The sequence below is a fragment of the Pseudomonas sp. Eth.TT006 genome, assembly GCF_054456575.1.
On the sequence record NZ_JBTJEN010000007.1, the window covers coordinates 1 to 26,556 of the forward strand.

Annotated in this window: 25 protein-coding genes, 5 tRNA genes and 1 riboswitch; of the genes, 10 read left to right on the forward strand and 20 right to left on the reverse strand. The window is 58.8% G+C overall.

Going from position 1 to position 26,556, the window contains the following annotated elements:
• Window positions 1-152: 152 nt before the first annotated feature.
• Complete coding sequence (cheR, locus tag ACXR0M_RS12745) at window positions 153-980, reverse strand: protein-glutamate O-methyltransferase CheR (RefSeq protein ID WP_458832210.1); 828 nt, start codon at window positions 978-980, stop codon at window positions 153-155.
• A 46-nt stretch (window positions 981-1,026) separates the two neighbouring features.
• Window positions 1,027-1,959, reverse strand: coding sequence for a chemotaxis protein CheV (locus tag ACXR0M_RS12750; protein WP_458832211.1), 933 nt, complete (start codon window positions 1,957-1,959; stop codon window positions 1,027-1,029).
• Between the two features lie 82 nt (window positions 1,960-2,041).
• Here ACXR0M_RS12750 and flgA point away from each other — a divergent pair, with 82 nt between their 5' ends.
• From flgA to ACXR0M_RS12770, 4 genes are all read left to right on the forward strand, one after another.
• On the forward strand, window positions 2,042-2,803 hold the full coding sequence (flgA, locus tag ACXR0M_RS12755; protein WP_458832212.1) for a flagellar basal body P-ring formation chaperone FlgA: 762 nt from the start codon (window positions 2,042-2,044) through the stop codon (window positions 2,801-2,803).
• A 161-nt stretch (window positions 2,804-2,964) separates the two neighbouring features.
• Window positions 2,965-3,291: a flagellar biosynthesis anti-sigma factor FlgM gene (gene flgM / locus ACXR0M_RS12760; RefSeq protein ID WP_458832213.1), complete on the forward strand. Its 327-nt coding sequence runs from the start codon at window positions 2,965-2,967 to the stop codon at window positions 3,289-3,291.
• 48 nt (window positions 3,292-3,339) lie between these two features.
• Window positions 3,340-3,807 (forward strand): flagella synthesis protein FlgN, encoded by a 468-nt coding sequence (locus tag ACXR0M_RS12765; protein ID WP_458832214.1) that lies wholly within the window; start codon window positions 3,340-3,342, stop codon window positions 3,805-3,807.
• 91 nt (window positions 3,808-3,898) lie between these two features.
• Window positions 3,899-4,645 carry a flagellar brake protein gene (locus ACXR0M_RS12770; protein ID WP_458832215.1) on the forward strand — a complete coding sequence of 249 codons (747 nt, stop codon included), beginning with the start codon at window positions 3,899-3,901 and terminating at the stop codon, window positions 4,643-4,645.
• Window positions 4,646-4,922: 277 nt separating this feature from the next.
• Here the strand turns inward: ACXR0M_RS12770 and ACXR0M_RS12775 are convergent, their stop codons facing one another.
• From ACXR0M_RS12775 to ACXR0M_RS12790, 4 genes are all read right to left on the reverse strand, one after another.
• Window positions 4,923-6,275, reverse strand: a complete 1,353-nt coding sequence (locus tag ACXR0M_RS12775) for an MFS transporter (protein WP_458832216.1) — start codon at window positions 6,273-6,275, stop codon at window positions 4,923-4,925.
• A gap of 69 nt (window positions 6,276-6,344) precedes the next feature.
• Window positions 6,345-7,586, reverse strand: a complete 1,242-nt coding sequence (locus tag ACXR0M_RS12780; protein WP_458832446.1) for a glutamine synthetase family protein — start codon at window positions 7,584-7,586, stop codon at window positions 6,345-6,347.
• Window positions 7,587-7,897: 311 nt separating this feature from the next.
• Complete coding sequence (locus ACXR0M_RS12785) at window positions 7,898-8,590, reverse strand: sensor histidine kinase (protein WP_458832217.1); 693 nt, start codon at window positions 8,588-8,590, stop codon at window positions 7,898-7,900.
• Complete coding sequence (locus ACXR0M_RS12790; RefSeq protein WP_458832218.1) at window positions 8,587-10,191, reverse strand: response regulator; 1,605 nt, start codon at window positions 10,189-10,191, stop codon at window positions 8,587-8,589. Before ACXR0M_RS12790 ends, ACXR0M_RS12785 begins: the two co-directional genes overlap by 4 nt.
• A gap of 210 nt (window positions 10,192-10,401) precedes the next feature.
• Between ACXR0M_RS12790 and ACXR0M_RS12795 the strand changes: the two genes are divergently transcribed.
• Window positions 10,402-11,769: a lysozyme inhibitor LprI family protein gene (locus tag ACXR0M_RS12795; protein ID WP_458832219.1), complete on the forward strand. Its 1,368-nt coding sequence runs from the start codon at window positions 10,402-10,404 to the stop codon at window positions 11,767-11,769.
• 83 nt (window positions 11,770-11,852) lie between these two features.
• Here the strand turns inward: ACXR0M_RS12795 and ACXR0M_RS12800 are convergent.
• Window positions 11,853-11,929: transfer RNA gene (locus ACXR0M_RS12800), tRNA-Arg, on the reverse strand.
• A 295-nt stretch (window positions 11,930-12,224) separates the two neighbouring features.
• Between ACXR0M_RS12800 and ACXR0M_RS12805 the strand changes: the two genes are divergently transcribed.
• The gene (locus ACXR0M_RS12805; protein ID WP_458832220.1) at window positions 12,225-12,455 is read left to right on the forward strand and encodes a hypothetical protein; all 231 of its coding nucleotides are present in this window, start codon (window positions 12,225-12,227) and stop codon (window positions 12,453-12,455) included.
• A gap of 20 nt (window positions 12,456-12,475) precedes the next feature.
• Window positions 12,476-12,655: a PA3371 family protein gene (locus ACXR0M_RS12810; RefSeq protein ID WP_458832221.1), complete on the forward strand. Its 180-nt coding sequence runs from the start codon at window positions 12,476-12,478 to the stop codon at window positions 12,653-12,655.
• Here ACXR0M_RS12810 and phnN read toward each other — a convergent pair.
• Window positions 12,630-13,199, reverse strand: a complete 570-nt coding sequence (gene phnN, locus ACXR0M_RS12815) for a phosphonate metabolism protein/1,5-bisphosphokinase (PRPP-forming) PhnN (RefSeq protein ID WP_458832222.1) — start codon at window positions 13,197-13,199, stop codon at window positions 12,630-12,632. The two genes, ACXR0M_RS12810 and phnN, sit on opposite strands and share 26 nt — an antisense overlap.
• Window positions 13,200-13,589: 390 nt before the next feature.
• Here phnN and ACXR0M_RS12820 point away from each other — a divergent pair, with 390 nt between their 5' ends.
• On the forward strand, window positions 13,590-13,916 hold the full coding sequence (locus tag ACXR0M_RS12820; RefSeq protein ID WP_003178899.1) for an Arc family DNA-binding protein: 327 nt from the start codon (window positions 13,590-13,592) through the stop codon (window positions 13,914-13,916).
• Between the two features lie 135 nt (window positions 13,917-14,051).
• Here ACXR0M_RS12820 and mgtE read toward each other — a convergent pair whose 3' ends face one another.
• A complete protein-coding gene (mgtE, locus tag ACXR0M_RS12825; protein WP_007963078.1) occupies window positions 14,052-15,494 on the reverse strand; it encodes a magnesium transporter in 1,443 nt (480 codons plus the stop codon).
• A gap of 321 nt (window positions 15,495-15,815) precedes the next feature.
• Between mgtE and ACXR0M_RS12830 the strand changes: the two genes are divergently transcribed.
• Complete coding sequence (locus ACXR0M_RS12830) at window positions 15,816-16,331, forward strand: DUF4124 domain-containing protein (RefSeq protein WP_458832223.1); 516 nt, start codon at window positions 15,816-15,818, stop codon at window positions 16,329-16,331.
• A 19-nt stretch (window positions 16,332-16,350) separates the two neighbouring features.
• On the opposite strand, the gene ACXR0M_RS12835 is transcribed toward ACXR0M_RS12830, so the two are convergent.
• The 8 genes from ACXR0M_RS12835 to ltaE all read right to left on the reverse strand — a co-directional run bounded on the left by ACXR0M_RS12835 (window position 16,351) and on the right by ltaE (window position 22,463).
• A tRNA-Arg gene (locus ACXR0M_RS12835) sits at window positions 16,351-16,427 on the reverse strand.
• A 72-nt stretch (window positions 16,428-16,499) separates the two neighbouring features.
• Window positions 16,500-16,576, reverse strand: a tRNA-Arg gene (locus ACXR0M_RS12840).
• Window positions 16,577-16,647: 71 nt separating this feature from the next.
• Window positions 16,648-16,724, reverse strand: a tRNA-Arg gene (locus ACXR0M_RS12845).
• Between the two features lie 107 nt (window positions 16,725-16,831).
• Window positions 16,832-16,922, reverse strand: a tRNA-Ser gene (locus ACXR0M_RS12850).
• 62 nt (window positions 16,923-16,984) lie between these two features.
• Entirely contained in the window at window positions 16,985-17,173 is a 189-nt protein-coding gene (csrA, locus tag ACXR0M_RS12855) for a carbon storage regulator CsrA (RefSeq protein ID WP_002554426.1), read from the reverse strand.
• Window positions 17,174-17,361: 188 nt separating this feature from the next.
• Window positions 17,362-18,603: an aspartate kinase gene (locus ACXR0M_RS12860; protein ID WP_007919332.1), complete on the reverse strand. Its 1,242-nt coding sequence runs from the start codon at window positions 18,601-18,603 to the stop codon at window positions 17,362-17,364.
• Window positions 18,604-18,693: 90 nt separating this feature from the next.
• A complete protein-coding gene (gene alaS / locus ACXR0M_RS12865; RefSeq protein WP_458832224.1) occupies window positions 18,694-21,312 on the reverse strand; it encodes an alanine--tRNA ligase in 2,619 nt (872 codons plus the stop codon).
• 146 nt (window positions 21,313-21,458) lie between these two features.
• Window positions 21,459-22,463, reverse strand: a complete 1,005-nt coding sequence (gene ltaE, locus ACXR0M_RS12870; RefSeq protein ID WP_458832225.1) for a low-specificity L-threonine aldolase — start codon at window positions 22,461-22,463, stop codon at window positions 21,459-21,461.
• 302 nt (window positions 22,464-22,765) lie between these two features.
• Window positions 22,766-22,936: riboswitch (FMN riboswitch) on the forward strand.
• Window positions 22,937-23,038: 102 nt separating this feature from the next.
• Between ltaE and ACXR0M_RS12875 the strand changes: the two genes are divergently transcribed.
• A complete protein-coding gene (locus tag ACXR0M_RS12875) occupies window positions 23,039-23,548 on the forward strand; it encodes a 6,7-dimethyl-8-ribityllumazine synthase (protein ID WP_458832226.1) in 510 nt (169 codons plus the stop codon).
• A gap of 161 nt (window positions 23,549-23,709) precedes the next feature.
• On the opposite strand, the gene astE is transcribed toward ACXR0M_RS12875, so the two are convergent.
• Genes astE through astB form a run of 3 tightly spaced genes read right to left on the reverse strand, consistent with a single transcriptional unit; the run spans window position 23,710 to window position 26,427 of the window.
• Complete coding sequence (gene astE / locus ACXR0M_RS12880; protein ID WP_458832227.1) at window positions 23,710-24,720, reverse strand: succinylglutamate desuccinylase; 1,011 nt, start codon at window positions 24,718-24,720, stop codon at window positions 23,710-23,712.
• 12 nt (window positions 24,721-24,732) lie between these two features.
• Window positions 24,733-25,023: a topoisomerase II gene (locus ACXR0M_RS12885; protein WP_458832228.1), complete on the reverse strand. Its 291-nt coding sequence runs from the start codon at window positions 25,021-25,023 to the stop codon at window positions 24,733-24,735.
• A 57-nt stretch (window positions 25,024-25,080) separates the two neighbouring features.
• Window positions 25,081-26,427, reverse strand: coding sequence for an N-succinylarginine dihydrolase (astB, locus tag ACXR0M_RS12890; protein WP_458832229.1), 1,347 nt, complete (start codon window positions 26,425-26,427; stop codon window positions 25,081-25,083).
• Window positions 26,428-26,556 lie beyond the last annotated feature (129 nt).

A 26,556-nucleotide genomic window follows, 5' to 3' on the forward strand; every position in this document is an offset into this window, starting at 1 on the left:
ATCAAGATCAAGATCAAGATCAAGATCAAGATCAAGATCAAGATCAAGATCAAGATCAGAAGATCGCAGCCTTCGGCAGCTCCTACAGGAAGCAAAATCAAAAAAAACGGGAGTCCTTGAGGACTCCCGTTTTTTGTGTCGCCGATGAACGGTTATTTCGCCTGGTAAATGATCCCCGGGCTGCACTGGACCATCTGGTAATGATCCGGCAAACCGTTCAGCGCTTCGGAAGCGCCAAGGAACAGATACCCGCCCGGTTTCAGCGTGCTGTGAATGCGCATCAGAATGTCTTTCTTCACCTCGGCGGAGAAGTAGATCAGCACGTTGCGGCAGAACACGATGTCGAACTTGCCCAGGCTCGCATAGCTGTCGAGCAGGTTGAACGAGCGGAATTCCACGCGGTTCTTGATCGGCGCCTTGATCACCCAGCGACCCGGCCCTTTCGGCTCGAAGTAACGCTGCAGACGTTCCGGCGACAAACCGCGGCCGATCGCCAGGCTGTCGTATTCGCCGGTCTTGCAGTTGGTCAGCATCAGGCCGGACAGGTCAGTGGCAACGATCTGCACACCCATCTTCAACTGACCGAGGTTGCTGCGCTCGAACTCATCGATCGACATCGACAGCGAATACGGTTCCTGCCCCGACGAGCACGCCGCCGACCAGATCCGCAGGCGCTGGTTCGGACTGGCCTTGATCGCCTCCGGCAACACCTTGTTCTTCAAGACCTCAAACGGATAGGTGTCACGAAACCACAGGGTTTCGTTGGTCGTCATGGCATCGACCACCTGCTCGCGCAAACCGCTGCGTGGCTGGGTCTGGATGCGCTGCACCAGTTCGCCCAGGGACTTGATGCCTTGCTGCTCCATCAGTTTGTTGAGGCGGCTCGACACCAGATATTGCTTGTTTTCACCGAGCAAAATGCCACAGGCTTTTTCCAGGAAGACCCGGAACTGTTCAAAATCCAAATTACCCGTAGACAATGCTGCCGCCTCTTAAATCGTGTTGAACGCCAGGAGCAAAAGGCCCCTAGCTGATATCTGCTGCTTTGATCCGGTCGACTACCCGGGATGCCAGGTCATCAGGACGGAATTTGGCCAGGAAGTCATCGGCACCGACTTTCTTGACCATCGCCTGATTGAATACCCCCGACAACGAAGTATGCAGGATGATGTGAAGCTTTTGCATGCGTGGATCGCTGCGGATCTCCGCCGTCAGGGTGTACCCGTCCATCTCCGGCATCTCGATGTCGGAAATCATCATCAGGAACTCTTCTTCCGGCTTCTTGCCCTCATCGACCAGCTTGCGCAGGTAATCCAGCGCCTGCCGGCCGTCGTTCAGCGCCACTACTTCGACACCGATCGTCTGCAGACAACGCGTGACCTGTTTGCGCGCCACCGACGAGTCATCGACCGTCAGCACCCGCAGCGACAACGCCTTGCTCTGGGTCTCGACATCGACCACACCCTGGGAAATCGCTTCCGGCGTCGGCGCAACTTCCGCCAGCACCTTCTCGACATCGATGATTTCGACCAACTGATTGTCGACTCGTGTCACAGCGGTCAGGTAGTGATCACGACCCGTGCCCTTGGGCGGCGGATGGATCTCCTCCCAGTTCATGTTGACGATGCGCTCCACCGAGCGGACCAGGAAACCCTGGGTCTTGGTGTTGTACTCCGTGATGATCACGAACGGACTGTTCTTGTCTTTCAACGCCCCGGAACCGGTCGCCATTGCCAGATCAAGGATCGGAATGGTCGCCCCCCGTATATTCGCCACCCCGCACACGACAGGACTGGACTTGGGCATCAACGTCAGCGACGGGCATTGCAGCACTTCCCGCACCTTGAACACGTTGATTCCGTAGAGCTGCTGACCGTCGAGACGGAACAACAACAGCTCCAGGCGATTCTGCCCCACCAGTTGCGTGCGCTGGTTCACCGAATCCATTACACCAGCCATGCCCAGACTCCTACACCAACGCCAAGTGTTGTTGCGACGCACATTCATTGCTAAACGGCACGGCGCTTGCTTTTCAACTCGTATGAACGCTCAAACGACATTTTCCCGACGTCTGACCTCCCGCACCCGCAAAGCGCTGTGCGCGGTGGCCGCCGTCTGCTTTTTCTTCGCTGGCAACCCTGCCGGTGCTGATACGGTTACCTTGCCTGACATGCTTATCGGCGTCACTCAGGGCTTTCTTGAATTCACCGTAGAAGACTATCTGGCTACCAGTCAAACCGAAGGCCGCTACGAAATCGAGGTCAACCAGCTCGACCCGCGTATGCGCATGCCTATGTGCGACAAGGAATTGACAGCGACATTGGAGAGTCCGGCGCGTCCGCTGGGCCGGGTAACGGTCAAGGTCCGCTGCGAGGGAAGCTCGCCGTGGACGGTGTTCGTGCCCGCTCAAGTCCGCCTGTTTCGCGAGATTGTCACCACCACCCGCCCGCTTAAACGCGCCGGCATTATCGAGCCGCAGGACGTGACCTTGCGTGAACGCGACGTCAGTCAGATCAATCAGGGTTTTCTGACGTCGGTGGATGACGCCATCGGGCAGAAATTAACCCGACCAACGGTCGCCGATCAGGTGCTGACGCTGGTGCATCTGGAACAGGCCGAAGTGGTGCGCAAGGGTGACCAAGTGGTGATCATCGCCCGCAGCGGTACGCTCGCGGTGCGCATGCCCGGGGAAGCCCTGGCCAATGGCGGTTTGAAGGAACAGATCCGGGTGAAAAACCTCAATTCCAACCGGGTGATCAAGGCGCAAGTCATCGCACCGGGTCAGGTGGAAGTGGCCATGTAAAAACCCTCACGCAGAAAACTGGCGCGCGCCTCGACGCTTCCCTAAACTGTGCCGCAGCAGAACACGCTTCGGTACATGCGGCTCATTGCAAAGTGGGCCTAAAGTTTTCCAGGGAATGGCCGAGAACATGGCAAGCGTCCAAATTCCCAGAGGTTTTTATCATGGTCATCGACTTCAGCCGTTTGAACAGCTCCTCGTCACTTACCGGTAGTACACGTACCAGCAACGCCAAGGAAACCGCCGAAAACGGCACCTCCGCGCCGCTGAATACCCAGGCCGAAACGGCCAGTACCGCAAAAAGCGGGGAATCGGTACACCTCAGCAATGAGGCTCAACAGTTGCAGAAGGTCACTGACAAGCTGCGCGATCAGCCTGCCGTCGACAAAGCCCGTGTGGCCGAGTTGAAAGCAGCGATTGCCGATGGCAGCTATAAAGTCGACAGCAACCGTGTAGCCAGCAAACTGCTCAACTTCGAAGCCCAGCGCTAGGCATTTGCCAGCGCCAGGCTTTTGGACGCTTAGACCCCAAGGCCAGCCATGCACGACACTAATTTATTGCAACTGATCATCGACGACTTTGCTCCAGCGCAACAATTGCTGGAGTTACTGCAAACCGAGTCCCTCGCCTTGCACGGTCGCGACATGCCCCTGCTGGAAGAAATTCTGGCGCACAAACAGGCATTGATCATTTTGCTTGAACAGCATGGCCGCAAGCGCAGCGAAATCCTCGCCAGTCTCAACTTGCCGACCGACCGCAGCGGTCTGGAGCAGCTGGCTGGGCAGTCGAGTATTGGCGACCAGCTGTTGGCGCAAGGCGATGCATTGACTGATCTCATTGCTCAATGCCAGGCCGCCAACGTCAAGAACGGCCAGTCGATCCAGATCCAGCAGGCCGCCACGGCCAATCAGTTGAAGATCCTCACCGGTGGTGAAGCGCCAGCGCTTTATAACGCCAGCGGTACTTTTGCCAAGCCCGCCGTACCGCGTCCGCTCAGCCAGGCATGAGCCGTTGATGCGCCAGCTCTATCAACCCGCGAAACATGCTGGCAAAATGCCTGCCAGTCGTAGTCAAATTTTGTCTGGAGATTGAGAAAACGTGCCAAACGCCCAAAGCGCGGATGATAGTCCGCAGCCTCCAAAGGTGCTGACCACGCCCCTGGAAATCTCCAGCAACCTGCGCCAGCTGCAGGAAAGCCACGATCCGCTGATCATTACCTTCCATGAGCGTAACCAGCGTTTCCAGAGTTTCCTGATCAAGGTTGACCGCGACACCGCGACCATCGCCCTGGACGAAATGATCCCGCGCGATGGCGAGCGTTTTCTGCAGGCGGGCGAGCCGTTCAAGGTTGAAGGCTTCCATGACGGCGTGCGTATCGCCTGGGAGTGCACCGGCAAGCTGAACATTCAAGAGTCTGCGGGCGATCGTTTCTACACCGGCGAACTGCCGACCGAAGTGGTTTACCACCAGCGCCGCAACGCCTTCCGCGCCGCGCTGAAACTGACCGATCTGGTCAGCGTCGAACTCGGCGGTGAAAAGCTCAAGGCGCCGATCAACGGCAAACTGCTGGATATTTCCGCCACCGGTTGCAAGCTGCGCTTTGAAGGCGACATCACCGATCGTCTGCAACTGGGCCAGGTCTACGATCGCATGATCGCCCCGCCGCTGTTCGGCAATCAGCCGATTTCGGTCGAACTGCGCTATCTGCACTTCGAAGAAAAGCTCAACATCACCTTCGCCGGTCTGCGTTTCCACAACATCAGTGGTCAGGCAGCACGTAACGTCGAGCGCTTCGTTTATCAGTTGCAACGTGAAGCACGTCGTTTCGATAAAGACGATATGTGATTCGCACGCACAAAGAAAAAGGGCAGTCCTGCACGGGACTGCCCTTTTTTATGCCTGCTGAAAATTCCCAGTAACACCAAGATCCCTGTGGTGAGGGGATTTATCCCCGATCGGCTGCGCAGCAGTCGCAAAATCATCCAATGCGGTGTGTCAGGAAGAATGTGCAGTCAGGGCTTGGGGGCTGCTTCGCAGCCCATCGGGGATAAATCCCCTCGCCACAAGGTTATCCATTCATCATTAAATCTGTGTTCACCACAGGTGAATATTGCAGTCAGAGTCAGGGCCTGGCGCCGCTGATGTCTGGCGTCGGTTTATCGGTTCCATCATCGGGCCCTGGTTCCACTACTGGCTCCGGCTCAGGCTCAACCGGGGTCTGCATCTGCTCCTGCACCACCTGCTCATCGACACGTGGGTCGAGGGCCGCCACCAGCGGCGAGGCGGACATGCTGTCGGGCATCGCCACGTGATGCAGCGGCGCGTCGTCGACCTGGTGCAGATTGGTCACCGCTTTCGGGCGGATGCGCCACACCAGCACCAGCGCAAAGAAGCTGAAGAACGCGTACAGGCTCTGGCTGCCGAACAGTTTCATCAGCACCCCCGCCAGCAACGGGCCGATACTGGCGCCGACGCCGTAGGTCACCAGCAGCATCGCCGTCAGCGACACCCGGCGATCGCCTTCGACGTGGTCGTTGGAAAAGGCCACCGCCAGCGGATACAGGCAGAACTGCACCAGCGAACAGAGGAACCCGACCACGAACAGCACTTCCAGCGGCACCTGCGGCAGAATCGCCAACGGTAACGCCGCCACCGCCAGGAACCCGGCAAAGCACCGAATCAGCAATGCCCGGTCATATCGGTCGGACAACCAGCCCAACGGCCACTGCACCAGCAGTCCGGCAAAAATGCAGCTACCCATGAACAGCCCGACCTGCTCGGTCGACAGCCCCTGCTGCGAGGCATACAGCGGCGCCAGACCATAGAACGAGCCGATGATCAGACCAGCGCCCAGCACCGTACTCAACGACTGTGGCACGCGCTTGATAAAGAAGCGCGGTTCCATCGGTGCCGGATGCAGCGGCGCCGGGTGAATCCGCCGGGTCAGTGCCACCGGCACCAGACACAGGGCGAAACACAGCGCCACCAGCATCAGCAACTCCAGGCCCAGACCCGGGTGCATGACCAGAATCAGCTGACCGAGTACCAGCCCCAGATACGAAGCGATCATGTAGCCACTGAACACCAGCCCGCGCTGGTTGGCATCGGCCTGCTCGTTGAGCCAGCTCTCGATCACCATGTACTGGCACATCATGCCCAGACCGACGATGGTCCGCAGCACCAGCCACGCCGGCAGCCAGTCGACCAGGCCATGCCCGAGCACTGCCGCACCGACGATCCCGGCACACGCCGAATACGCACGGATATGCCCGACCCGGGCGATCAAGCGGTGACCGATCTTGCCGCCCAGCACCAGACCGAAATAGTTGGCCGCCATCAGCGCACCGACCCACAGCCCGTCGACATGGTCAGCGGCCAGGCGCAATGCCAGATAAGTCGATAGCAGGCCCGAACCGATCAACATCATCAGCGAGGCGAAATACAGCGCTCGAAAGGATTTCCAGATTTGGCGCATCGGCGTTCCGAGCGGCTCCTTGCAGTGAGGATCGGACTCTCAAAACGATAGTCCGACAGCGACAGTTAGTCAGGCCTGGGCTGCGAGAACACGCCGTTCCCAGGGAGTTATTTCATCAAAGAAGCTGGTCAACTCCATGGTCTTCGAAGCGATGTAGCCTTCGATGAACTCCTGTCCGAACAGTTCCCTGGCCAATGGGCTACGTTTCAGACGCTCAAGTGCGGCATGCAAGGTACACGGCAGCGCAAGATTGTCCGGCACTTCGAATTCGCCCTGAATCGCTTCGCTCGGTTCCAGCTCATGTTCGATCCCGTGCAAACCGGCGGCGAGGCTCGCGGCAATCGCCAGATACGGGTTGGCGTCGGCGCCGGGTAACCGGTTTTCCACGCGCCGGGCTTGCGGTGAACTGGCCGGAATGCGCAAGCCGGCGGTGCGGTTGTCGTGGGACCAGCAGGCATTGTTCGGCGACGCATACGGGTGGCACAGGCGCTGATAGGAGTTCACGTTCGGCGCAAACAGCGCGGTGAAGTCCGCCATGCACGACTGCTGTCCGCCGATGAAATGGCGGAACATCGCCGTCGGCTGGCCGTCCTTGTCACTGAATACATTGTTGCCGGTGGCGATCTCGACCAGGCTCTGATGAATGTGCATCGAACTGCCCGGGGTGTGCGCCAGTGGCTTGGCCATGCACACCACGCTCAGGCCGTGCTTGAGCGCGACCTCTTTGAGCAGGTGCTTGAACAGGAACGTCTGGTCGGCCAGCAACAGCGGATCACCGTGCAGCAGATTGATCTCGAACTGGCTGACGCCCATCTCGTGCATAAAGGTATCGCGCGGCAGCCCGAGCGCCGCCATGCATTTGTAGACTTCGCTGAAAAACGGCCGCAGACCGTTATTGGAACTGACACTGAACGCCGTCTGGCCGTCCTCGCGACGCCCGTCGAGGCCGACTGGCGGACGGAACGGCTGAGTCGGGTCGGGATTCGGTGCGAAGACAAAAAACTCCAGCTCGGTCGCTACCACCGGCGCCAGACCGCGCGCGGCGTAACGGGCGATGACGTTCTTCAGTTGGCCACGGGTCGACAGGTTGGAGCTTTCGCCGCTCAGTTCGTCGGCATCGCAGATGGCCAGGGCACGCGGCTCATCGCTCCATGGCAGCGGGTGGACCATGTCCGGATCGGCCACCAGTGCCAGGTCGCCGTCGTCACTGCCGTAAAACCGCGCCGGCGGATAACCGCCCATGATGCATTGCAGCAGCACACCCCGCGCCATCTGCAAACGCCGCCCTTCGAGGAAACCCTCGGCGGTCATCACCTTGCCACGCGGCACGCCATTCAAATCCGGCGTGACACATTCAACCTCATCAATGCCGGCCAATCGCTGCGCGAGTGAACGCTGACCATCGCTTGTCATGACGCAATCCTTGTTATTCGTGCGAGCCGCGAACGGCGACCTGCACAAAATAGGCTCCGGCTGTTCGGAATATCAAGCAGCGTCAAACAAAAACCAACCGTACTCGCCCCCTGTAGGAGCTGCCGATGGCTGCGATCTTTTGATGTTGCTTTAAAAACAAGATCAAAAGATCGCAGCCTGCGGCAGCTCCTACAGGGGCAAGTGTTGTGTCAGGGAAGGTAGAGGCTGAACACTCCGCCGCCCAAGGGTCCGCCGTTGCTGATTTCGGTGCGTCCGACCACGCCGTTGCGCTGATGCAACGCGGCAATGCGGTTGGCGAAATACAGGCCCAACCCGGTGCTGCCGCTGCCGTGATTGATGCCCTGCACGTAGTCGGCCTGACGTTCGAGCATCTCGGCCGGGTAACCGTCGCCGTCATCATTGATGCTCAACACCAGTTGACCGGCCTCGTCGCTGACAGTGATCAACAGCGACTCGCGGGCATAGCGAATCGCATTGTTGATGCAATTGCCCAGCACCGAAGCAATCAGCTCGCGATCAAAGAACCCCAGCGGGCTCAACGGATCGACTTCATAGGTGGCGATGATCCCGCGACTGGCGAACACCTCTTGGTGCGCCGCCAGTTGCGCCTCGATGAAATCATCGAGCTCGTGATAAGCCGGTTGCAGCGGCATCTGGTTGACGCCGAGCTTATACAGCCCGAGCAGCTGCACCAGCATGCCGTTGAGGTGGGCGAACTCGAAATCGATCACGCCCTGCTCCGCGCCGCTGCGCTGCGCTTGCGGCAGACGCGCCAGCCATTGGCTGTGAGCCTGCATCAACATCGCCAGCGAGTTTTTCATGTCGTGCACGGTGGAGGCGATCACCGTAGAGAAATCCAGTGTCTGCTCGTCGTGGTTCATTCGCCAAACGCCTTGCTTTTCAGCTTCTGATAACGCGCAAAACGCGCGTCGGTGTCGGGCATCAGGCCAACCAGTTTCAGGCAGGCCCGACATTCTTCCAGCTCCGCCGACGGCACACTGGTGTCGGTGCCGTGCAGCAGTGCCTGGGCCATGTTCAGCGCGATACTGATGTTTTTCGGTTGCATCTTCAGCGCCTTGCGGAACACCTCGCGGGCCTCCACCAGGTTGCCGGTCTTGTACACGCGCACGCCCTGGCGGTTGAGGTCAGCGGCGGCGTTGCTCGAACTGAGGATGGTCGGGTCGTCGGTGAGCTTGGCGATGTCTTTCATCACTGCCGGATCGTCGCCGTAGATCTCCGCGCAGCTCTTGAGCATCGAGGTGCCCGCCTCGGCCTGACCGAGCATCTGCAACTGCTTGGCGACCAGCAGCGCCGCCTCGGGGCTCATGAACTGCTCCATGCCGTCGAGGCGCAGCAGTGCCTGTTCGGTGAGCTTGTCGGCAGTCTCGGCATCGTTGAGCAGCAGACTGGTGGCTTTCATCAAGCGCGCACGAATCTGCAGACCCGGGTCGGTCGGGTTCTCTTTCGCCACCGCGCTGAGGGTGGTGTTGATCTCCAGCCGTGTGCGGGTATCGAGGCCGCGCTCACTGCCCTTGCTGATCAAGGCATGGGCCAGGCCGAGGTTGCTTTCCGGATCCTTGAAGCGCGACTGCGCGCCCTGCGCCACGGCCTGCCGATAGGCGCGCGAGGCGGTTTCGAAATCTTCGTTGGTCATGGCCAGTTTGCCGAGCAACGCTTGCCGGCGTACCGCCAGCGGCGACAAACGAATCGCCTCCTCAAGCACCCGCTGCGCGCCTTTGCTATCGCCTTCGGCGACCAGCACATCCGCCATGCCGTCGTACAACGCCGGCATCATCGGGAACACTTTCAGGGCTTTTTCGTAAACCTCTTTGGCCTGCGCGATTTGCCCGCGCTTGAACAGCAACTTGCCCAAGCCGGCAAACGCCCATGGCAACGGCCGATCGGCAATGATGCTGTCGTAAAGGCGTTCAAGGGCTTCGTTCTGATTCATGTCGCGCAAGGCATCGGCACGATAACGCAGGCACAGCGGCGAATAACGGATGTCCTGCTTGCACAGCGCAATACAGGCATTGAGCACCTCGACCGGTTTACCGCGATCAAGGGCTTGCAGAATCGGTTTGAGCAACGTCTTGCGCTGCTCCAGACGCTCCAGGCGCTGCGCCAGGCCGGAACGGTTGAACGGCTTGGTCAGGTACGCATCCGGCTCATGCTCCAGGGCACTGAGCACCATCGCCTGACTGGTTTCGGCCGTCACCATGACAAACACCGCTTCATGGCTGATGAGCTTTTCCGACATCAGGTCTTCCAGCACCTGCTGGCCGTTTTTCTTGCCATCGCCGAGGTGAAAATCCTGCAGGATGAAATCGTAGGACTTCTGCCCACACATCTTCAGCGCCTGCTCGCCGGTATCGGCGGTGTCCACATCCTTGACCCCCAGCTCGCGCAACATCGAACGCACGGAACTGCGGAAATCCGAGAAATCATCGACGATCAGAAAACTCTTTTGGTGATACGACGACATCGAGCATTTCCAGGCAATTGAAGTAAGGGCAATTTCAGGCGCGCAGATGATAGCTGCCGGCTAAATGCTATCAAGCGCTATCACGCGACTTTTAAGTCACCGAGTGGGTTATCGGCCGCGAGTGGTGTTACCTGAAGCGCACACTTCAACATTCCTCGGCCAGCGCTTACCCTGCGCGCCGGCTGATCTTTCGACTACAAGGGTTATCTCGTGTACATCAAAGGACGTTACCTCGTGTCCGCCTGCGCGCTGCTGTTTTTCCAGCAGGCGATGGCGAACGGAATGGATTGTGAAAAAGCGGCGAGTGCCGTGGAGAATGCGGTTTGTGCGGATAAGAGGTTGTATGCGTTGGATGTGCAGATGGGCTCGGCTTACCGGGAGCTGATGAAGATCTCCGGTGAAGGACAACCTGAACTCAAGCGTACACAACGGTTGTGGCTCAAGGCACGCAATCAGTGCGACGCGGACATTGCTTGCCTTGAGCAAAGCTATCGCGACCGCCTGAAGTTACTGCAGTCACAACAGATGGATGCCATGGCGCACAGACCGACCGGCATCGACCAACAGGTTGTGGAAGATCTGCAACGCAGCATCCAGAAAGCCAGCGAGGGCGGCAATCGCGAGGTTGCGGTTGAACGAGTGCTTGCTTCGCTGATTATCGATTCTGGAGAAACATCGTTTTCAGGCGACGTCGACAACGACAACCCCAGCGAGCTGACGCACTTTCCAGCGACGATTCCAAAAGACGTTAGCGCGGATGAATGGAAGGCATTGACCGCCACAGGCATCGACGCGGCGGCAGAAACCGGTCAAACCGCCTACTCGTTGCTGGACATGGACGGCGACGGACAACGCGACCTGATCGTCCAGACTTACGCCGGTGGCACCGGTATGTTCACTTACGTGGAAACCTGGCGCCGAGACGGTGACCGTTTTGTCAAAAGGTCTCCCGAGCCTGAAAGCGCGTTGTTTTACACCAATGATCGCGGTGCCAACCAGTCGGTCTACTGGATCAAGGCTCGGGGCAATATTTACGTCGCCTATCGCAACGGCGCCTACGGCGTTGATCACATCTACTTGCTCAATCCGCTGGAGATCAACCGTGAAGTACCCACCGTGACGGTGCGATATCGCTACTCCCTGAACGTACCCTCCACACAACACAAGGATGACGGCACCAGCACCTTCGAGTTGCAACCCGATCTACGCCTTACGCTCAATCAGGCAATCACCAAAGCGAACGAAGCACAGACTGATCGCGTGAACACTCAGCACACACCTCTTTGCCCGATCCCTGCAACAGGTGCTGGCGAGAACGATTACTACAGTTACGGTCCGGTGCACTACTCGGTGGAAGATGTTTTCGACCTATCTGTTTTTATCGGTAACGACTGCTACATCGGAAAACTGGTTGACTGGTTTGGTAGCTACGACGAAAAAAAGGGGCTGTTTGCACAATTGGCCCTGCGCAGACCGGACACTGATGCAGAGGGGCGCAGTTACGAGGTCAATGCACGGCGGCAGGTGATCGAGGTCAGCACGTCGATTGGCAAGGCGGACGGTGGCGCAGTGAACTGACCCCCTTCCCACGAGCATGAAAAAGCCCCGCCAGATCATCCTGTGCGGGGCTTTTTTTGCGAGCCATGTGAGGCTCTGAATGGTGGTGTCCCAGGCGGGGTTCGAACCTGCAACCTTCCCCTTAGGAGGGGGATGCTCTATCCAATTGAGCTACTGAGACACTGCGTTGTCGCGGCCAGACACGGCGCGACGGACGGCGTGCATGTTAACGGCCAGCCCCTGATTTGTCATGTCGTCCGTGGGCTTTTCTAAGTGTAGGCAGGCGCCTTGCAATGCTGCGGGAACATTTACCGTGCAATTTGCACTCTTGCAAAATGCCATCATTGCAGATTGCAACCTTCGACTTCGAAAAATCCCTGTTAAATGCTTGTTTTTAAAGGACTTAACAGCGGTTAGACTGTTGGCACGACGGCTGCTTTATCTGTTCGCATAACAGAACAATCGGAGTCCGCACCATGAACAGCACTCTCTTGCTTGCAAACGCAATCGCACTTGCAGTTTTGCTGGGCTTTCATTTTGCCCCCAAGGATGCTGAACCGGTGGCGCAGCGCATGCCGCATTACTTGCAAGTGCAGAAAGCGCCGCAGTGGGCGGTGCTCAGCGATCACGGCAACTTCGCCGCACAGGCGGTCAATGAGCCTGAGCAAGCCCTGCCAACGCGCGACACCGAACGTCTGGTTTTTTGAAATATCTTCAGGAGTACCGCATGTCCAGATCAGCCGCAGGCTTTCTGATCCTCGCCTTGTTGAGTGGCGTTGTGCATTTTTCGCTGTTCACGGAAACCGAAGTCACCTTGCCACTCGTGAGTTGCGGCGTGTTTGTTGTGTTGTTTGTGTTGGCACTGGCAGCGGGACGCAAAATCAAGTTTGATCCGGTGCTGCGTTAAGCCGAATCAGTTCCAGAAGTTGATTGACGGCGTCCGACAGGGCGTCTGAGTTATCGATCAGATACACGGGCAAATCGCTGGCTCTGCGGTCCTTGAACAAGGTATTGCGCGCCAGCCTCGCGTCGATCTGTTCTGGCGTCTCGCGGCCCCGTCGCAGCAGGCGCTCACGTAGCACCTCATCCTTCACCGTCAACAGCACCGGCAGCAACGTTGGATAGCGTTCCTGCGCCTGACGCAGATTGGCGCGCGAGCCGTTGACCAACACATCGCGGCCGGCGCGCAACCATTCGTCCATTTCTTTCGGGATGCCATAAGCGAGGCCATTGGCGTGCCACGACAGGGCAAAATCACCTGCGCGCTGACGCTGATCGAAGTCTTCGGGCGTGACGCCGATGGCATCTTCACCGACCGATTCCGCTGATCGGGTGATCACCCGGCGGATGATTTCGCAGTTCATTACGCGCAACGACTCACGTGCAGCCTCGATCAGACTGTCCTTGCCTGAGCCGGAAGGACCCATCAGATAAATAACTCTGCCATCCATCCTGAAAACGCCCTCCTACGGGTGTTTACCCCTAGTAAATCGGCAAATTGCCACTATCCTGTACAGGAAAGGATCAAGGAACGAAAACCGCATAGCATGCACCTTCTGATGGTCTTCGGACACCAGGCGATGCGCATCAGGAAGCAGGCAGTGATGCCGGCAGAGGCGAAGTTTTCAAACCAGTCCGCATTTCTGATAATTGGTGCTGGCATTACGCCTTTACGCAGCTCAATATTTGTCACAGAATTGACGCCAATGATCTGGCAATTTTGAGGCATGATGCGGGCCTCTTAACAATTCAGGTTGAACCATTTGGCGCGGATGCTTGTCCTACCACACATCCTGCGGCCAATCCCGAGAACCGCTCCCCTGAACTAACCGGTTAAATATATGCGCCCATTGAAACAGGCAATTTATTCCAGCCGTACGGCTGACAAGTTCGTCGTACGTCTGCCAGACGGGATGCGTGAACGCATTGCCGAGGTGGCTCGCAATCATCATCGCAGCATGAACTCCGAGATCATTGCGCGCCTTGAGCAGAGTCTTATTCAGGAAGGTGCACTGGGCGAAGAGTTGAGCATGCGCCTGGACAGCCCTGAGCTGTCGCTACACGAACGTGAACTGCTGCAACGCTTCCGTCAGCTGTCCCACCGTCAACAGAACGCTTTGGTGTCGCTGATCGCTCACGACGCCGAGATGGCCGCAGACGCGTCCTGAGCCGTACCGAACATCTCAAGCCAGCTTCATTGCTGGCTTTTTTTTGCCTGAAATCTGGCTTGGGCACCCCTCACCACAATAAATACACAGGCACAAAAAAGCTCGCCGATTGGCGAGCTTTTGCGTTGCAACGAATCAGAGCAGAAAGATCGTCGCCAGCCCCAGGAAGATGAAGAAGCCGCCGCTGTCGGTCATGGCCGTGATCATCACGCTGGCACCCATCGCCGGGTCTCGGCCCATTTTGGCCAAGGTCATCGGGATCAACACCCCCATCAACGCTGCCAGCAGCAGATTCAACGTCATCGCCGCCGTCATCACCACGCCCAGCGACCAACTGCCATAGAGCAGGTAAGCGACCACACCGATCACCCCGCCCCAGACCAGACCATTGATCAACGCCACCGCCAGCTCCTTGCGCATCAAACGCGAGGTATTGCCGGTGCTGACCTGGTCGAGCGCCATGGCGCGCACGATCATCGTGATCGTCTGGTTACCGGAGTTACCGCCGATGCCCGCCACGATCGGCATCAGCGCGGCAAGCGCCACCAGCTTCTCGATCGAACCCTCGAACAGCCCGATCACCCGCGACGCGACAAAGGCAGTGATCAGGTTGATCGCCAGCCATGCCCAACGGTTGCGCAGGGATTTCCACACCGAGGCGAAAATGTCTTCCTCTTCACGCAGACCGGCCATGTTGAGGACTTCGCTTTCGCTCTCCTCACGAATCAGGTCGACCATCTCGTCGATGGTCAGACGGCCGATCAGCTTGCCGTTCTTGTCGACCACCGGGGCCGAGATCAAGTCGTAACGCTCGAACGCCTGAGCCGCATCATAGGCATCTTCGTCCGGGTGAAAACTCACCGGGTCGCTGGCCATGACTTCAGCAACCTGTTTTTCCGGATCGTTGACCAGCAAACGCTTGATCGGCAGCACGCCCTTGAGCACACCGTCGTAATCGACCACGAACAGTTTGTCGGTGTGTCCCGGCAATTCCTTGAGGCGGCGCAGATAACGCAGCACCACTTCGAGGCTGACATCCTCACGGATGGTCACCATCTCGAAGTCCATCAACGCACCGACCTGCTCCTCGTCATAGGACAAGGCCGACCGCACGCGCTCGCGCTGCTGCTGGTCGAGCGTCTCCATCAGCTCATGGACGACGTCTCGCGGCAGCTCGGAGGCCAGGTCAGCAAGTTCGTCGGCATCCATGTCCTTGGCGGCAGCCAGGAGCTCGTGATCGTCCATGTCGGCGATCAGCGTTTCCCGAACGGAATCGGATACTTCAAGAAGAATGTCGCCGTCGCGATCAGCCTTGACCAGTTGCCAGAGCGTCAGACGATCGTCCAGCGGCAGGGCTTCAAGGATGTAGGCAACGTCGGCGGAGTGCAGGTCATCGAGTTTGCGTTGCAGCTCGACGAGGTTCTGCCGGTGAACCAGGTTCTCGACCCGGTCGTGGTGCGCGCCTTCCTGGCGATGAGTCAGGTCTTCGACGACCTTCTGGCGCTGCAGCAGCTCAACGACCTGAGCCAGGCGATCCTGCAGGCTTTCCTGGGTTTTCTTTACTTCGATTTCAGACATAGGCGAACTCCACTCCCAGCAGCGGGGCACGCCGGAAGGATCAATCAGTCAATTCATGATTGGTGAAACGGGCTACTGAGTAACTACTGGGTAAGTCCATGGAGGTTTTCCACTAGCCCCGGCGGGGCTGACGGGCGCAATGATACACCGCCTGACGGTTTTAAACGTTAAAAAATCGTGGCCGAAACAAGCGCTTGCGAAACAAACCTGAGCGCTGTGCTGAGCCGTGCAAATGCGACGACGCATTCTGAAAAGAAAACACACCGGCGTTCAAAAATGGAGCAACTACCCTTGAGCGTAGACCGTCAAGGAGGACGTCGAATGCGCTCTGGAACATCACGTTTTGTACTCGCCACCCTGCTCTGCCTGCCGCCCGCCGCGGCCTCTACCACCTTGCACCGCTGCGAAGCGCCCGACGGGCGCATCACCTTCACCAGCCTGAGCTGCGCAAACGATGAGCAGCGTTCAGAGCAGCAGGTTCACCCCTACTCGCCCGGATCCGTGGTGCCGATCATGCCGGAGCACAATCACGAAGAACTGACCGGCATGACAATCAGAGGCGAGCCGGGCATCGTTAGCCGTCAACAGGACAAATGCGGAAACCTGATCGATGCCAGACAGCGCCGCGCGGCAATCATCAATCAACGGGTGATTGCCGGTATGAGCCAGGAGGATGTCGAAAGTGCCCTTGGCAAACCGGACAAGGTGAATATCCGAGCATCGACGACCAGCTATCGCTACGACCTGAAGCGTGGGCGCACTGCTCAAGTCGATTTTGATGAAAGAGGATGCGTGAAAGGAAAAGGCAAATCGCAGACAGCAAAAAGCCCGCGTTAAACGCGGGCTTTTCGGTATATGGTGCACTCGACAGGATTCGAACCTGTGACCGCTCGGTTCGTAGCCGAGTACTCTATCCAGCTGAGCTACGAGTGCATTTTGTGTTTTTAAACCAGACCACAACTGGCTGAAACCGAGTTACCCGCATTACTGCAAGTTTCTCTTAAATGGTGCACTCGACAGGATTCGAACCTGTGACCGCTCGGTTCGTAGCCGAGTACTCTATCCAGCTGAGCTACGAGTGCATTTGTGTTTTTAAACCAGACCACAACTGGTTGAAGCCGAGTCACCTGCATTGCTGCAAGCTTCTCTTAAATGGTGCACTCGACAGGATTCGAACCTGTGACCGCTCGGTTCGTAGCCGAGTACTCTATCCAGCTGAGCTACGAGTGCATTTGTTGCGCCGCATTATAGCCCGTCTAATCTCTATTCCAACCACTTTTTCTAATAAATTCAACAACTTACAGAAAAAGCCAGATTACAACGTACTAAGCAAATAATGGCGGAGAACGGGGGATTCGAACCCCCGACACCCTTTTGAGGTGTACTCCCTTAGCAGGGGAGCGCCTTCGGCCACTCGGCCAGCTCTCCGCAACACGGGGCGTATATTAACCACCTTCTTCCCCGTTTGCAAACATAAAAATCGATAAAAATTAATGGCTTGGTTCTTCGTCCTTCTCTTTCTTTATACGCAGGTAAATTTCCTCACGGTGCACGGCAACCTCTTTCGGGGCGTTGACGCCGATACGCACCTGATTTCCTTTAACGCCGAGCACAGTCACGGTGATTTCGCCATCACCGATAATCAGGCTTTCTGCACACCGACGAGTCAGAATCAGCATACCTTTCTCCTCACGCATTTCATTTCAGGGACAACAGTCTGCAAAAAAAAGGCACCCGACCTACAACCGGAGCGATCGTAGCCCTACATGCCTGAGTATTGACCAGCACGAGCAAAAGAACAGTTCAGGGGCTCGCGCCATTCAAAAATAAAGGGCGCGGTCAGACCGCGCCCTTCAGATGACCGGATTTACTCGCCCTGACGGGCAGGCGCGTCCAGTTCGAAAGCCGTGTGCAGGGCGCGCACGGCCAGTTCCAGGTACTTCTCTTCGATCACCACGGAAACCTTGATTTCCGAGGTCGAGATCATCTGGATGTTGATGCTTTCTTTCGCCAGGGATTCGAACATGCGGCTGGCCACGCCTGCGTGCGAACGCATGCCGACGCCGACGATCGAGACCTTGGCAATCTTGGTGTCGCCGACCACTTCCCGGGCACCGATCTCGCGAGCGGTGTTTTCCAGCACGGTCTGTGCGGCCTGGTAGTCGTTGCGGTGTACGGTGAAGGTGAAGTCGGTGGTGTTATCGTGCGCGACGTTCTGCACGATCATGTCGACTTCGATGTTCGCGGCACTGATCGGGCCGAGAATCTTGAACGCCACGCCCGGGGTGTCTGGCACGCCACGGATGGTCAGCTTGGCTTCATCGCGGTTGAAAGCGATGCCGGAGATGATCGGCTGTTCCATGGTTTCCTCTTCATCAATAGTAATGAGGGTGCCCGGACCCTCCTTGAAGCTGTGCAGTACGCGCAGCGGAACGTTGTACTTGCCGGCGAATTCCACCGCGCGGATCTGCAGCACCTTGGAACCGAGGCTGGCCATTTCCAGCATCTCTTCGAAGGTGATCTTGTCCAGACGCTGAGCCACCGGCACCACACGCGGGTCAGTGGTGTAGACACCATCGACGTCGGTGTAGATCTGGCACTCATCGGCCTTCAAGGCCGCCGCCAGGGCCACACCCGTGGTATCGGAACCGCCACGGCCGAGGGTGGTGATATTGCCGTGCTCGTCGACGCCCTGGAAACCGGCGACCACTACCACGCGACCGGCTTTCAGATCACCGCGAATCTTCTGGTCATCAATCTGCAAGATACGCGCTTTATTGTGCGCACTGTCCGTCAGGATCCGCACCTGATTACCGGTGTACGACACCGCCGGCACACCGCGCTTGATCAGCGCCATGGCCAACAGGGCAATCGTCACCTGCTCACCGGTGGAAACGATCACGTCCAGTTCCCGCGGAACCGGTTGCGTGTCGCCACTGATTTGCTTGGCCAGATCGATCAGACGGTTGGTTTCGCCGCTCATTGCAGACAGCACAACCACCAGGTCATCGCCGGCATCGCGGAATTTCTTAACCTTGTCGGCGACCTGCTCGATTCTCTCGACAGTACCGACCGAGGTGCCTCCAAATTTCTGTACGATCAAAGCCATTTCAAAGCCGCCTCTGCCCATGAAGGGCGCCCAATAATCAATCGAACAGCCGCCGGGCCTGCCACTAGACCGCAGGCCCGACGGACCGTCTTATAAACCCTGCTCGACGAATGGAACGGTCAGCGCCAGTGCGCCATCCAGTGCGCCGGCGTCGACACCGCCGCCCTGCGCCATGTCCGGACGACCACCGCCCTTCCCGCCCACTGCCGCAGCAGCCTGTTTCATCAAATCACCGGCTTTGAGTTGGCCAGTCAGGTCCTTGGTTACACCGGCAACCAGTACGACCTTTTCCTCATGGACACTGCCGAGCAGGATCACTGCGCGGCCGAGTTTGTTTTTCAGCTGATCGACCAGCGCCAGCAGCGCCTTGCCGTCCTGACCATCCAGACGTGCGGCCAGCACCTTCACGCCTTTGACGTCGACTGCCGAGTTCGACAGATCGTCGCCCGCGGCGCTGGCAGCCTTGGCCTGCAACTGCTCGAGTTGCTTTTCCAGCGCGCGGTTGCGCTCCAGCACGGCCGACAGCTTGTCGATCAGATTGTCGCGGCTGCCCTTGACCAGGCTGGCCGCTTCCTTGAGTTGTTCTTCAGCGGCGTTCAAGTAGGCCAGTGCCGCAGCACCGGTGACTGCCTCGATACGACGCACGCCCGATGCCACACCGCCTTCGCTGATGATTTTCAGCAGGCCGATGTCGCCGGTACGGTTGGCGTGGATACCGCCACACAGTTCGACGGAGAAATCGCCGCCCATGCTCAGCACGCGCACGTTGTCGCCGTACTTCTCGCCGAACAGCGCCATGGCGCCTTTCTGCTTGGCGGTTTCGATGTCGGTTTCTTCGGTTTCAACCGCGGAGTTCTTGCGAATCTCGGCGTTGACGATGTCTTCCAGCGCCTTGATCTGCTCTGGCTTGATCGCTTCAAAATGGCTGAAGTCAAAGCGCAGACGCTGGCTATCCACCAACGAGCCTTTCTGTTGTACGTGCTCGCCCAGCACCTGACGCAGTGCTGCGTGCAGCAAGTGGGTGGCCGAGTGGTTCAGCGAAGTGGCGTGACGCACTTCGGCATCGACGTGGGTTTCCACTGGCGCGCCAATGGTCAGGCTGCCCGAACTCAATACGCCGTGGTGCAGGAAGGCGCCGCCGGTCTTGGTGGTGTCGCGAACGTCGAAACGTGCGTTACCGGCCTGGAGGAAACCGCAGTCGCCGATCTGGCCGCCGGATTCAGCGTAGAACGGCGTCTGGTTCAGCACGATCACCGCCTCTTCGCCTTCACTCAAGACGTCGACCGACTGGCCATCTTTATAGATCGCGACGATTTTTGCCGAACCGCTGGTGTCTTTGTAGCCGGTGAACTCGGTGGCCACATCAACCTTGACCAGGGTGTTGTAGTCCAGACCGAACGAGCTGGCGGAACGCGCACGCACACGCTGGGCTTCCATTTCACGCTCGAAGCCGACTTCGTCGACGGTCAGCCCGCGCTCGCGGGCGATGTCGGCGGTCAGGTCCATCGGGAAACCGTAGGTGTCGTAGAGTTTGAACACCACGTCGCCCGGGACCACGGTGCCTTTGAGTTCCAGCAGGTCCTGTTCGAGGATCTTCAGGCCATGCTCCAGCGTTTTGGAGAACTGCTCTTCTTCAGCCTTGAGCACGCGCTCGATGTTGCCCTGCTGTTGCTTCAGCTCCGGGAAGGCGTCGCCCATCTCGGCGACCAGCGCGGCCACAATCTTGTAGAAGAAGCTGCCAGTAGCGCCCAGTTTGTTGCCGTGACGGCAGGCGCGACGGATGATCCGGCGCAGCACGTAGCCGCGACCTTCGTTGGACGGCAGCACGCCGTCAGCGATCAGGAAGCCGCAGGAGCGAATGTGGTCGGACACCACTTTCAGCGACGACTGATCGCCGTTTTCGCAACCGATGGCTTCGGCCGAGGCTTTCAGCAGGTTCTTGAACAGGTCGATGTCGTAGTTGGAATTGACGTGCTGCATCACCGCACTGATCCGCTCCAGGCCCATGCCGGTGTCCACCGACGGCGCTGGCAGCGGATGCAACACACCATCGGCGGTGCGGTTGAACTGCATGAACACGTTGTTCCAGATCTCGATGTAACGGTCACCATCTTCTTCCGGCGAACCCGGTGGGCCGCCCCAGATGTGCTCGCCGTGATCGTAGAAAATCTCGGTGCACGGGCCGCACGGGCCGGTATCGCCCATGGTCCAGAAGTTGTCGGAGGCGTACGGCGCGCCTTTGTTGTCGCCGATGCGGATCATGCGTTCGACCGGCACGCCGATCTGTTTGGTCCAGATGTCATACGCTTCGTCATCGGAGGCGTAGACGGTGACCCAGAGCTTTTCCTTCGGCAGTTTCAGTACGCCGGTCAGGAAGGTCCAGGCAAAGGTAATCGCGTCGTGCTTGAAATAGTCACCGAAGCTGAAGTTACCGAGCATTTCGAAGAAGGTGTGGTGACGAGCGGTATAACCGACGTTTTCCAGGTCGCTGTTCTTGCCACCGGCACGCACGCACTTCTGGCTGCTGGTTGCGCGGGTGTACGCGCGCTTTTCCTGCCCCAGGAAGCAGTCCTTGAACTGGTTCATCCCCGCGTTGGTGAACAGCAGGGTCGGGTCGTTGCCCGGAATCAAAGAGCTGGAGGCTACACGGGTGTGGCCTTGCTCTTCGAAGAAGCGAAGGAAGGCTTCACGGATTTCTGCGCTTTTCATTAGGTTCTTCCACGGAGGCTGCGGCCAAAGGCCTGTACGAAACGTCAACAGACGAAACGACGGCAAAGGGCCGCATTATATCGGCCCTTGGCGCGGGGTACAGCGTGTTTATACGATAGTAACGGTCAATTGGACGGGTAATCCTGTCACTTGCGCGAAAACTCGACGAATGTCGCGAGCACTTGCTCGATTTGCGCGCGATTGACATCCATGTGCGTGACCATACGCAGGCGCGCCGCGGCGCTCAACCTGATCCCGCGCTCGGCGGCAAACGTCTTGAGCGCTTCGGCCTGGTCGCCGATCTGCACGTAGACCATGTTGGTCTGCACCGGCTCGACGCTGAAGCCGGCCTCGCGCAGGCCTTCAGCCAGAAATTGCGCATTGGCGTGGTCATCCGCCAGACGCTGAACGTTGTGCTCCAGCGCATACAGCCCGGCCGCCGCCAGCAATCCGGCCTGACGCATGCCGCCACCAACCATCTTGCGCAAGCGCCGCGCCTTGCCGATCAGGGCCTCGGAGCCGCACAGCACCGATCCGACCGGTGCGCCCAGACCTTTGGACAGGCACACCGACACCGAATCGAAATGCCGGGTGATTTCCCGCGCATCCACGCCGAGTTTGACCGCCGCGTTGTACAGGCGCGCGCCATCCAGATGCAGGGCCAGACCATGCGCTTGGGTGAATTGACGCGCCCGCGCCAAATACTCCAGCGGCAACACCTTGCCTTGCATAGTGTTTTCCAGCGCCAGCAGCCGCGTGCGGGCGAAATGGAAGTCGTCCGGTTTGATCGCCGCTGCCACCTGATCCAGATCCAGCGAACCGTCAGCCTGCACTTCCAGCGGCTGCGGCTGGATCGAACCGAGCACCGCCGCGCCACCACCTTCATATTTGTAGGTGTGCGCCTGCTGCCCGACGATGTATTCGTCACCGCGCTCGCAATGCGCCATCAGCCCCAGCAGGTTGCTCATGGTGCCGGTCGGGACAAACAAGGCTGCGGCGAAACCCAGTCGCTTGGCCAGTTCCGCTTCCAGACGATTGACCGTCGGATCTTCGCCATACACATCATCGCCGGTAGCCGCCGCGGTCATCGCGTCGAGCATGGCCGGAGTCGGTTGAGTGACGGTGTCGCTGCGAAGATCGATAACGCTCATGAACCTGGCCTCGGTATCAGCAGGGGAAATCCCTTTTCGAAGGTGAATTACTGCGGTCATGAGGCAGATTATTCAAGCCTTTCATGAAAAAAGGCCACGTTACTCTTCAGGAAAGCGCAATCCATGTGGGAGCGGGCTTGCTCGCGAAGGCGCACTGCCAGCCAATATTTGCGTTGAAGGTCAAATCGCTTTCGCGAGCAAGCCCGCTCCCACAGGTTCTGTATTTCGGTCGGCCGGTATTGAGTATGCAAGCCCTGAAAATATGTGTTACAAACTTGCCGCCGCCCGCCATAGGGCGGCGAACACGTTCTCAGGGCGGGGTGCAATTCCCCACCGGCGGTAATTGCGCGCAATGCGCATAGCCCGCGAGCGCTTGGCGACGACACCACTTTGGCGGTGCACGGCGGCAAGGTCAGCAGACCCGGTGTGATTCCGGGGCCGACGGTCATAGTCCGGATGAAGAGAGAACGGGATTGACACCAAAGGGCCGCCCGCGCGCTTGCGTGCTCGTGCGTACCCTCGAATCCCTTTCGATTCATAAATGCCCTGTTTTTCACACAAACAGGAGTCAGAACATGCAACCCACCGCTATCGACAGCAAAACCAAACACCCTCACGGCGAGCGCGTTGCGTTCATCCAGGCCTGCTGGCACAAGGAAATCGTCGACCAGAGCCGCAAAGGCTTCGTCGCCGAAATGCTTGCCTTGGGTTATCAGGAATCGGACATCGACATCTTCGAGGTCGGCGGCGCCTTTGAAATGCCCCTGCACGCCAAGTTGCTGGCCAAGACCAGTCGTTATGCCGGCATCGTCGCCGCCGCACTGGTGGTGGACGGCGGTATCTACCGCCATGAGTTCGTCGCTCAGTCGGTGGTCAGCGGCCTGATGCAGGTTCAGCTGGAAACCGAAGTACCGGTGTTCTCGGTGTCCCTCACCCCGCACCACTTCCATGCAGGTGAAGAGCATCAGAAGTTCTTCTTCGAGCACTTTGTGCACAAGGGGCAGGAAGCGGCACGGACGTGCGCGGATACGCTGCAGAAGGTTCGGGCGCTGCGTCGCACAGAGCCGCGCGCAGTTGCGGTGTAAGGCGATCCGGAACTGAGTGAGGTCTCAAGTCTCACTCAAATCCAAATGTGGGAGCGGGCTTGCTCGCGAATGCGGTGTGTCAGTAATAGATGTTTCACTGATACACCGCATTCGCGAGCAAGCCCGCTCCCACAGTGATTTATGTCGAACCGGTAATTGCGTCAGGCGAGGCTTTCGTCAGTGGCCGGCACGATCAGGATGCCCGCGCGCAGGCCGTTCTTGACCTTGGGATTGGGGAAGATGATGCGAGCGCCCTCTTCCTCGATGACCCAACGGGTATTGGCCAGGTCTTCGGCCAGCACATAACCCGTCTCCAGCTCGGAAAAGTTCTCGATGTCCGCCGGCAGATTCAGGCGGAACGCATCGCTGTGCTTGATGATTTCCCGGGCGACGCTGAACAGCTGCAACCCGTCCAGACCTGCTTCATCCAGATCCGGCTCATTGCCTTCGATGATCTGCTTCAGACGGGTTTCCAGCCGCGAGACATTCACGCCGTCGTTCTGCCCGAACGGTCGCGCCTTGCCCAGCTCCAGGGTAAATGCCTCGGCCCCGAGCCTGTCGTAGGTGTAGGCGCTGAACACGATCGACGGTTTGTTCTGCAACAGCACCGCTTCCATCCCGGCGGCACGCAGGCGCGCCAGTTCGCGGCGCGAATGCGGGCGACCTTCCTTCCACGGATACAGGGCGAACTGCTCGATCTTCGAGCCACGGATCGCGGTGTGCAGGTCGTAGTGCAGACGCTGGCGGTCCGGCAGGCTAAAGAAGCTCGCCGCCAGACGCTCCAGCTCACAGGCGCGAATGGCTTCAGAGCCGCTGGTCTGTTCATGACGGCCGTTGAACAGCCGGTTGACGTCCTGCTCGACGAAGCGCTCGCCCTTGCGAATCGCTTCCGGGTTGCCGAACAGGAACAGAATGCGTGCACGCGGCTTCAGATCGCCGCGAGCGATGTCATGCAGCAGCCGGTCGAGCAACTCGATCGGCGCTGTTTCATTGCCGTGGATACCTGCCGACAGCAGCAGGTCCAGGCCATTGTCACGCGCTTCGGGTGGCCGTACTTCCAGCGCACCCTCGCTCAACCAGCGCATACGCACGCCTTCGACAGTCAGTTGAGTCTTCTCCGCCGGTTCGCGGCCGGCGAGGGTCAGTTCAAGCAGTTTGCCGAGGGCGAGCATAGAGCGGTTTCCTTAGTGATCGTGGTTGCAATCCGGGCCGTGCACGTGGTCTTCATCGTCACCGAGGTCAGCCGGTTCCATTTCCAGTTGCAGACTTACCAGATTAGTCGCCAATGGGCGCAGCAGCAGGTTGGCGTACTCTTCATCGCCTTCCTCGACGTCCACGCCGATCAGCAGCTGGCCACGGCCGTCCTGCTGGATCCACAGCTCTTTGCCTTGCCACATGACCGCGACGCGGGTGCACGAGGTTTGCAGTTGCGTGCCGTCGGTGTCTTCAAGGATCAGCTGCAGGGAATCGCTCATGTTTTTACTCTCTTGGTGAGACAAGCCGCGCGCCGCGCTCAGGCGGCGCGCCGGCCATCAATTGATCTGAAATGGATAAACCGCGCCCAGTTTAAGGATTTGCGTCAGTTCATCCAGTGCCGTCCGGCATTCCAGCAGTAACTGCGGATCCGCCAGATCGCTTTCGCTGAGGCGGTCGCGGTAGTGCTTTTCAACCCATGCGGTCAACGAACCGTACAACGGTGCGGTCATGATAACCCCTGAGTTGACCGCCGCCAGCTCGGTTTCATTGAGCGCGACGCGCAGTCGCAGGCACGCCGGGCCACCGCCGTTCTGCATCGACTGCTTGAGGTCGAAGACCTTCACTTCGCGGATCAGACCGCCGGAGCTGGTCAGGCTTTGCAGGTAAGCCCACACGCGCTCATTGGCCTGGCACTCCTGCGGCACGATCAACAGCATCGAACCGTCGGCACGCGACAGCAACTGGCTGTTGAACAGGTAGGAACGCACCGCGTCATCCACGGTGACCGCCGAACGCGGTACGCAGATCGACTGGAATTGACCGCCGACCTTCGCGAGCTTGCCCTGCAGCTCGGCCAGCATCTGTTCGGTGTCGAGGAACGCGTCCTCGTGATAGAACAGCACCTCGCCGTTGCCCACCGCGATCACGTCGTTGTGGAACACCCCCTGATCGATCACCGCCGGGTTCTGCTGTGCGTAGACCACGCCCTCGTCCCGCAGGCCGTGCAGACGCGCCACCGCTTGCGAGGCTTCCAGTGTCTGGCGCGCCGGGTACTTCTGCGGCGCCGGGTAACGGGTGTCGAACGCGCTGCGACCGAACACGAAGAACTCGACCCCGGCCTCGCCGTACTCACGGCAGAAACGCGTGTGGTTGGCGGCGCCTTCGTCACCGAACTGCGCCACGGCCGGCAAAGCGGCGTGATGGGCGAAGTGCTGCTGATCGGCGAACATCGCCCCGAGCACGCGGCTGGTGGTCGGGTGTTCGATGCTGCGGTGGTATTTGCAGTTGAGGTTGGCGGCGGTGAAATGCACGCGGCCGTCCGCGGTGTCGGCGCTCGGGCTGACGGTGGCGGCGTTGGCCACCCACATGCTCGAGGCCGAGCAACTGGCAACCAGCAATGGCATGGCTTCTTTGGCAGCGCGCTCGATCACTTGCGCGTCGGTGCCGCTGAAACCCAGACGGCGCAACGCGGCCACGTCCGGACGTTCCTGCGGCGCCAGCACGCCCTGCTGAAAGCCCATGTCCATCAGCGCTTTCATCTTCGCCAGACCTTGCAGCGCCGCTTCCTTCGGATTCGAGGATTGCTGGCTGTTGCTCTGCGACGCAACGTTGCCGTAGGACAGACCACCGTAGTTATGGGTCGGCCCCACTAGACCGTCAAAATTGACTTCATAGGATTTCATCAGCGAGGCTCCACGAGAATCTGTTGTTATAGGCTTCAGTAACTAACTGTTCAGTGCGACCGCGTCGCGGCCATCGCTGGCAAGCCAGCTCCCACAGTGACTGAGTCGGACACAAGAAATGTGAACACC

What these genes read in the sequence shown, in the direction of transcription:
- csrA (WP_002554426.1), bottom strand. Translation starts at nt 17,173, where the DNA reads ATGCTGATTCTGACTCGTCGGTGTGCAGAAAGCCTGATTATCGGTGAT.
- phnN (WP_458832222.1), bottom strand. Translation starts at nt 13,199, where the DNA reads ATGGATGGCAGAGTTATTTATCTGATGGGTCCTTCCGGCTCAGGCAAG.
- ACXR0M_RS12820 (WP_003178899.1), top strand. Translation starts at nt 13,590, where the DNA reads ATGCGCCCATTGAAACAGGCAATTTATTCCAGCCGTACGGCTGACAAG.
- ACXR0M_RS12875 (WP_458832226.1), top strand. Translation starts at nt 23,039, where the DNA reads ATGCAACCCACCGCTATCGACAGCAAAACCAAACACCCTCACGGCGAG.
- ACXR0M_RS12775 (WP_458832216.1), bottom strand. Translation starts at nt 6,275, where the DNA reads ATGCGCCAAATCTGGAAATCCTTTCGAGCGCTGTATTTCGCCTCGCTG.
- ACXR0M_RS12785 (WP_458832217.1), bottom strand. Translation starts at nt 8,590, where the DNA reads ATGAACCACGACGAGCAGACACTGGATTTCTCTACGGTGATCGCCTCC.
- flgM (WP_458832213.1), top strand. Translation starts at nt 2,965, where the DNA reads ATGGTCATCGACTTCAGCCGTTTGAACAGCTCCTCGTCACTTACCGGT.
- ACXR0M_RS12860 (WP_007919332.1), bottom strand. Translation starts at nt 18,603, where the DNA reads ATGGCTTTGATCGTACAGAAATTTGGAGGCACCTCGGTCGGTACTGTC.
- ltaE (WP_458832225.1), bottom strand. Translation starts at nt 22,463, where the DNA reads ATGAGCGTTATCGATCTTCGCAGCGACACCGTCACTCAACCGACTCCG.
- ACXR0M_RS12750 (WP_458832211.1), bottom strand. Translation starts at nt 1,959, where the DNA reads ATGGCTGGTGTAATGGATTCGGTGAACCAGCGCACGCAACTGGTGGGG.
- ACXR0M_RS12790 (WP_458832218.1), bottom strand. Translation starts at nt 10,191, where the DNA reads ATGTCGTCGTATCACCAAAAGAGTTTTCTGATCGTCGATGATTTCTCG.
- astE (WP_458832227.1), bottom strand. Translation starts at nt 24,720, where the DNA reads ATGCTCGCCCTCGGCAAACTGCTTGAACTGACCCTCGCCGGCCGCGAA.
- ACXR0M_RS12830 (WP_458832223.1), top strand. Translation starts at nt 15,816, where the DNA reads ATGCGCTCTGGAACATCACGTTTTGTACTCGCCACCCTGCTCTGCCTG.
- mgtE (WP_007963078.1), bottom strand. Translation starts at nt 15,494, where the DNA reads ATGTCTGAAATCGAAGTAAAGAAAACCCAGGAAAGCCTGCAGGATCGC.
- flgA (WP_458832212.1), top strand. Translation starts at nt 2,042, where the DNA reads ATGAACGCTCAAACGACATTTTCCCGACGTCTGACCTCCCGCACCCGC.
- ACXR0M_RS12885 (WP_458832228.1), bottom strand. Translation starts at nt 25,023, where the DNA reads ATGAGCGATTCCCTGCAGCTGATCCTTGAAGACACCGACGGCACGCAA.
- ACXR0M_RS12780 (WP_458832446.1), bottom strand. Translation starts at nt 7,586, where the DNA reads ATGACCGCCGAGGGTTTCCTCGAAGGGCGGCGTTTGCAGATGGCGCGG.
- ACXR0M_RS12805 (WP_458832220.1), top strand. Translation starts at nt 12,225, where the DNA reads ATGAACAGCACTCTCTTGCTTGCAAACGCAATCGCACTTGCAGTTTTG.
- alaS (WP_458832224.1), bottom strand. Translation starts at nt 21,312, where the DNA reads ATGAAAAGCGCAGAAATCCGTGAAGCCTTCCTTCGCTTCTTCGAAGAG.
- ACXR0M_RS12765 (WP_458832214.1), top strand. Translation starts at nt 3,340, where the DNA reads ATGCACGACACTAATTTATTGCAACTGATCATCGACGACTTTGCTCCA.
- ACXR0M_RS12810 (WP_458832221.1), top strand. Translation starts at nt 12,476, where the DNA reads ATGTCCAGATCAGCCGCAGGCTTTCTGATCCTCGCCTTGTTGAGTGGC.
- astB (WP_458832229.1), bottom strand. Translation starts at nt 26,427, where the DNA reads ATGAAATCCTATGAAGTCAATTTTGACGGTCTAGTGGGGCCGACCCAT.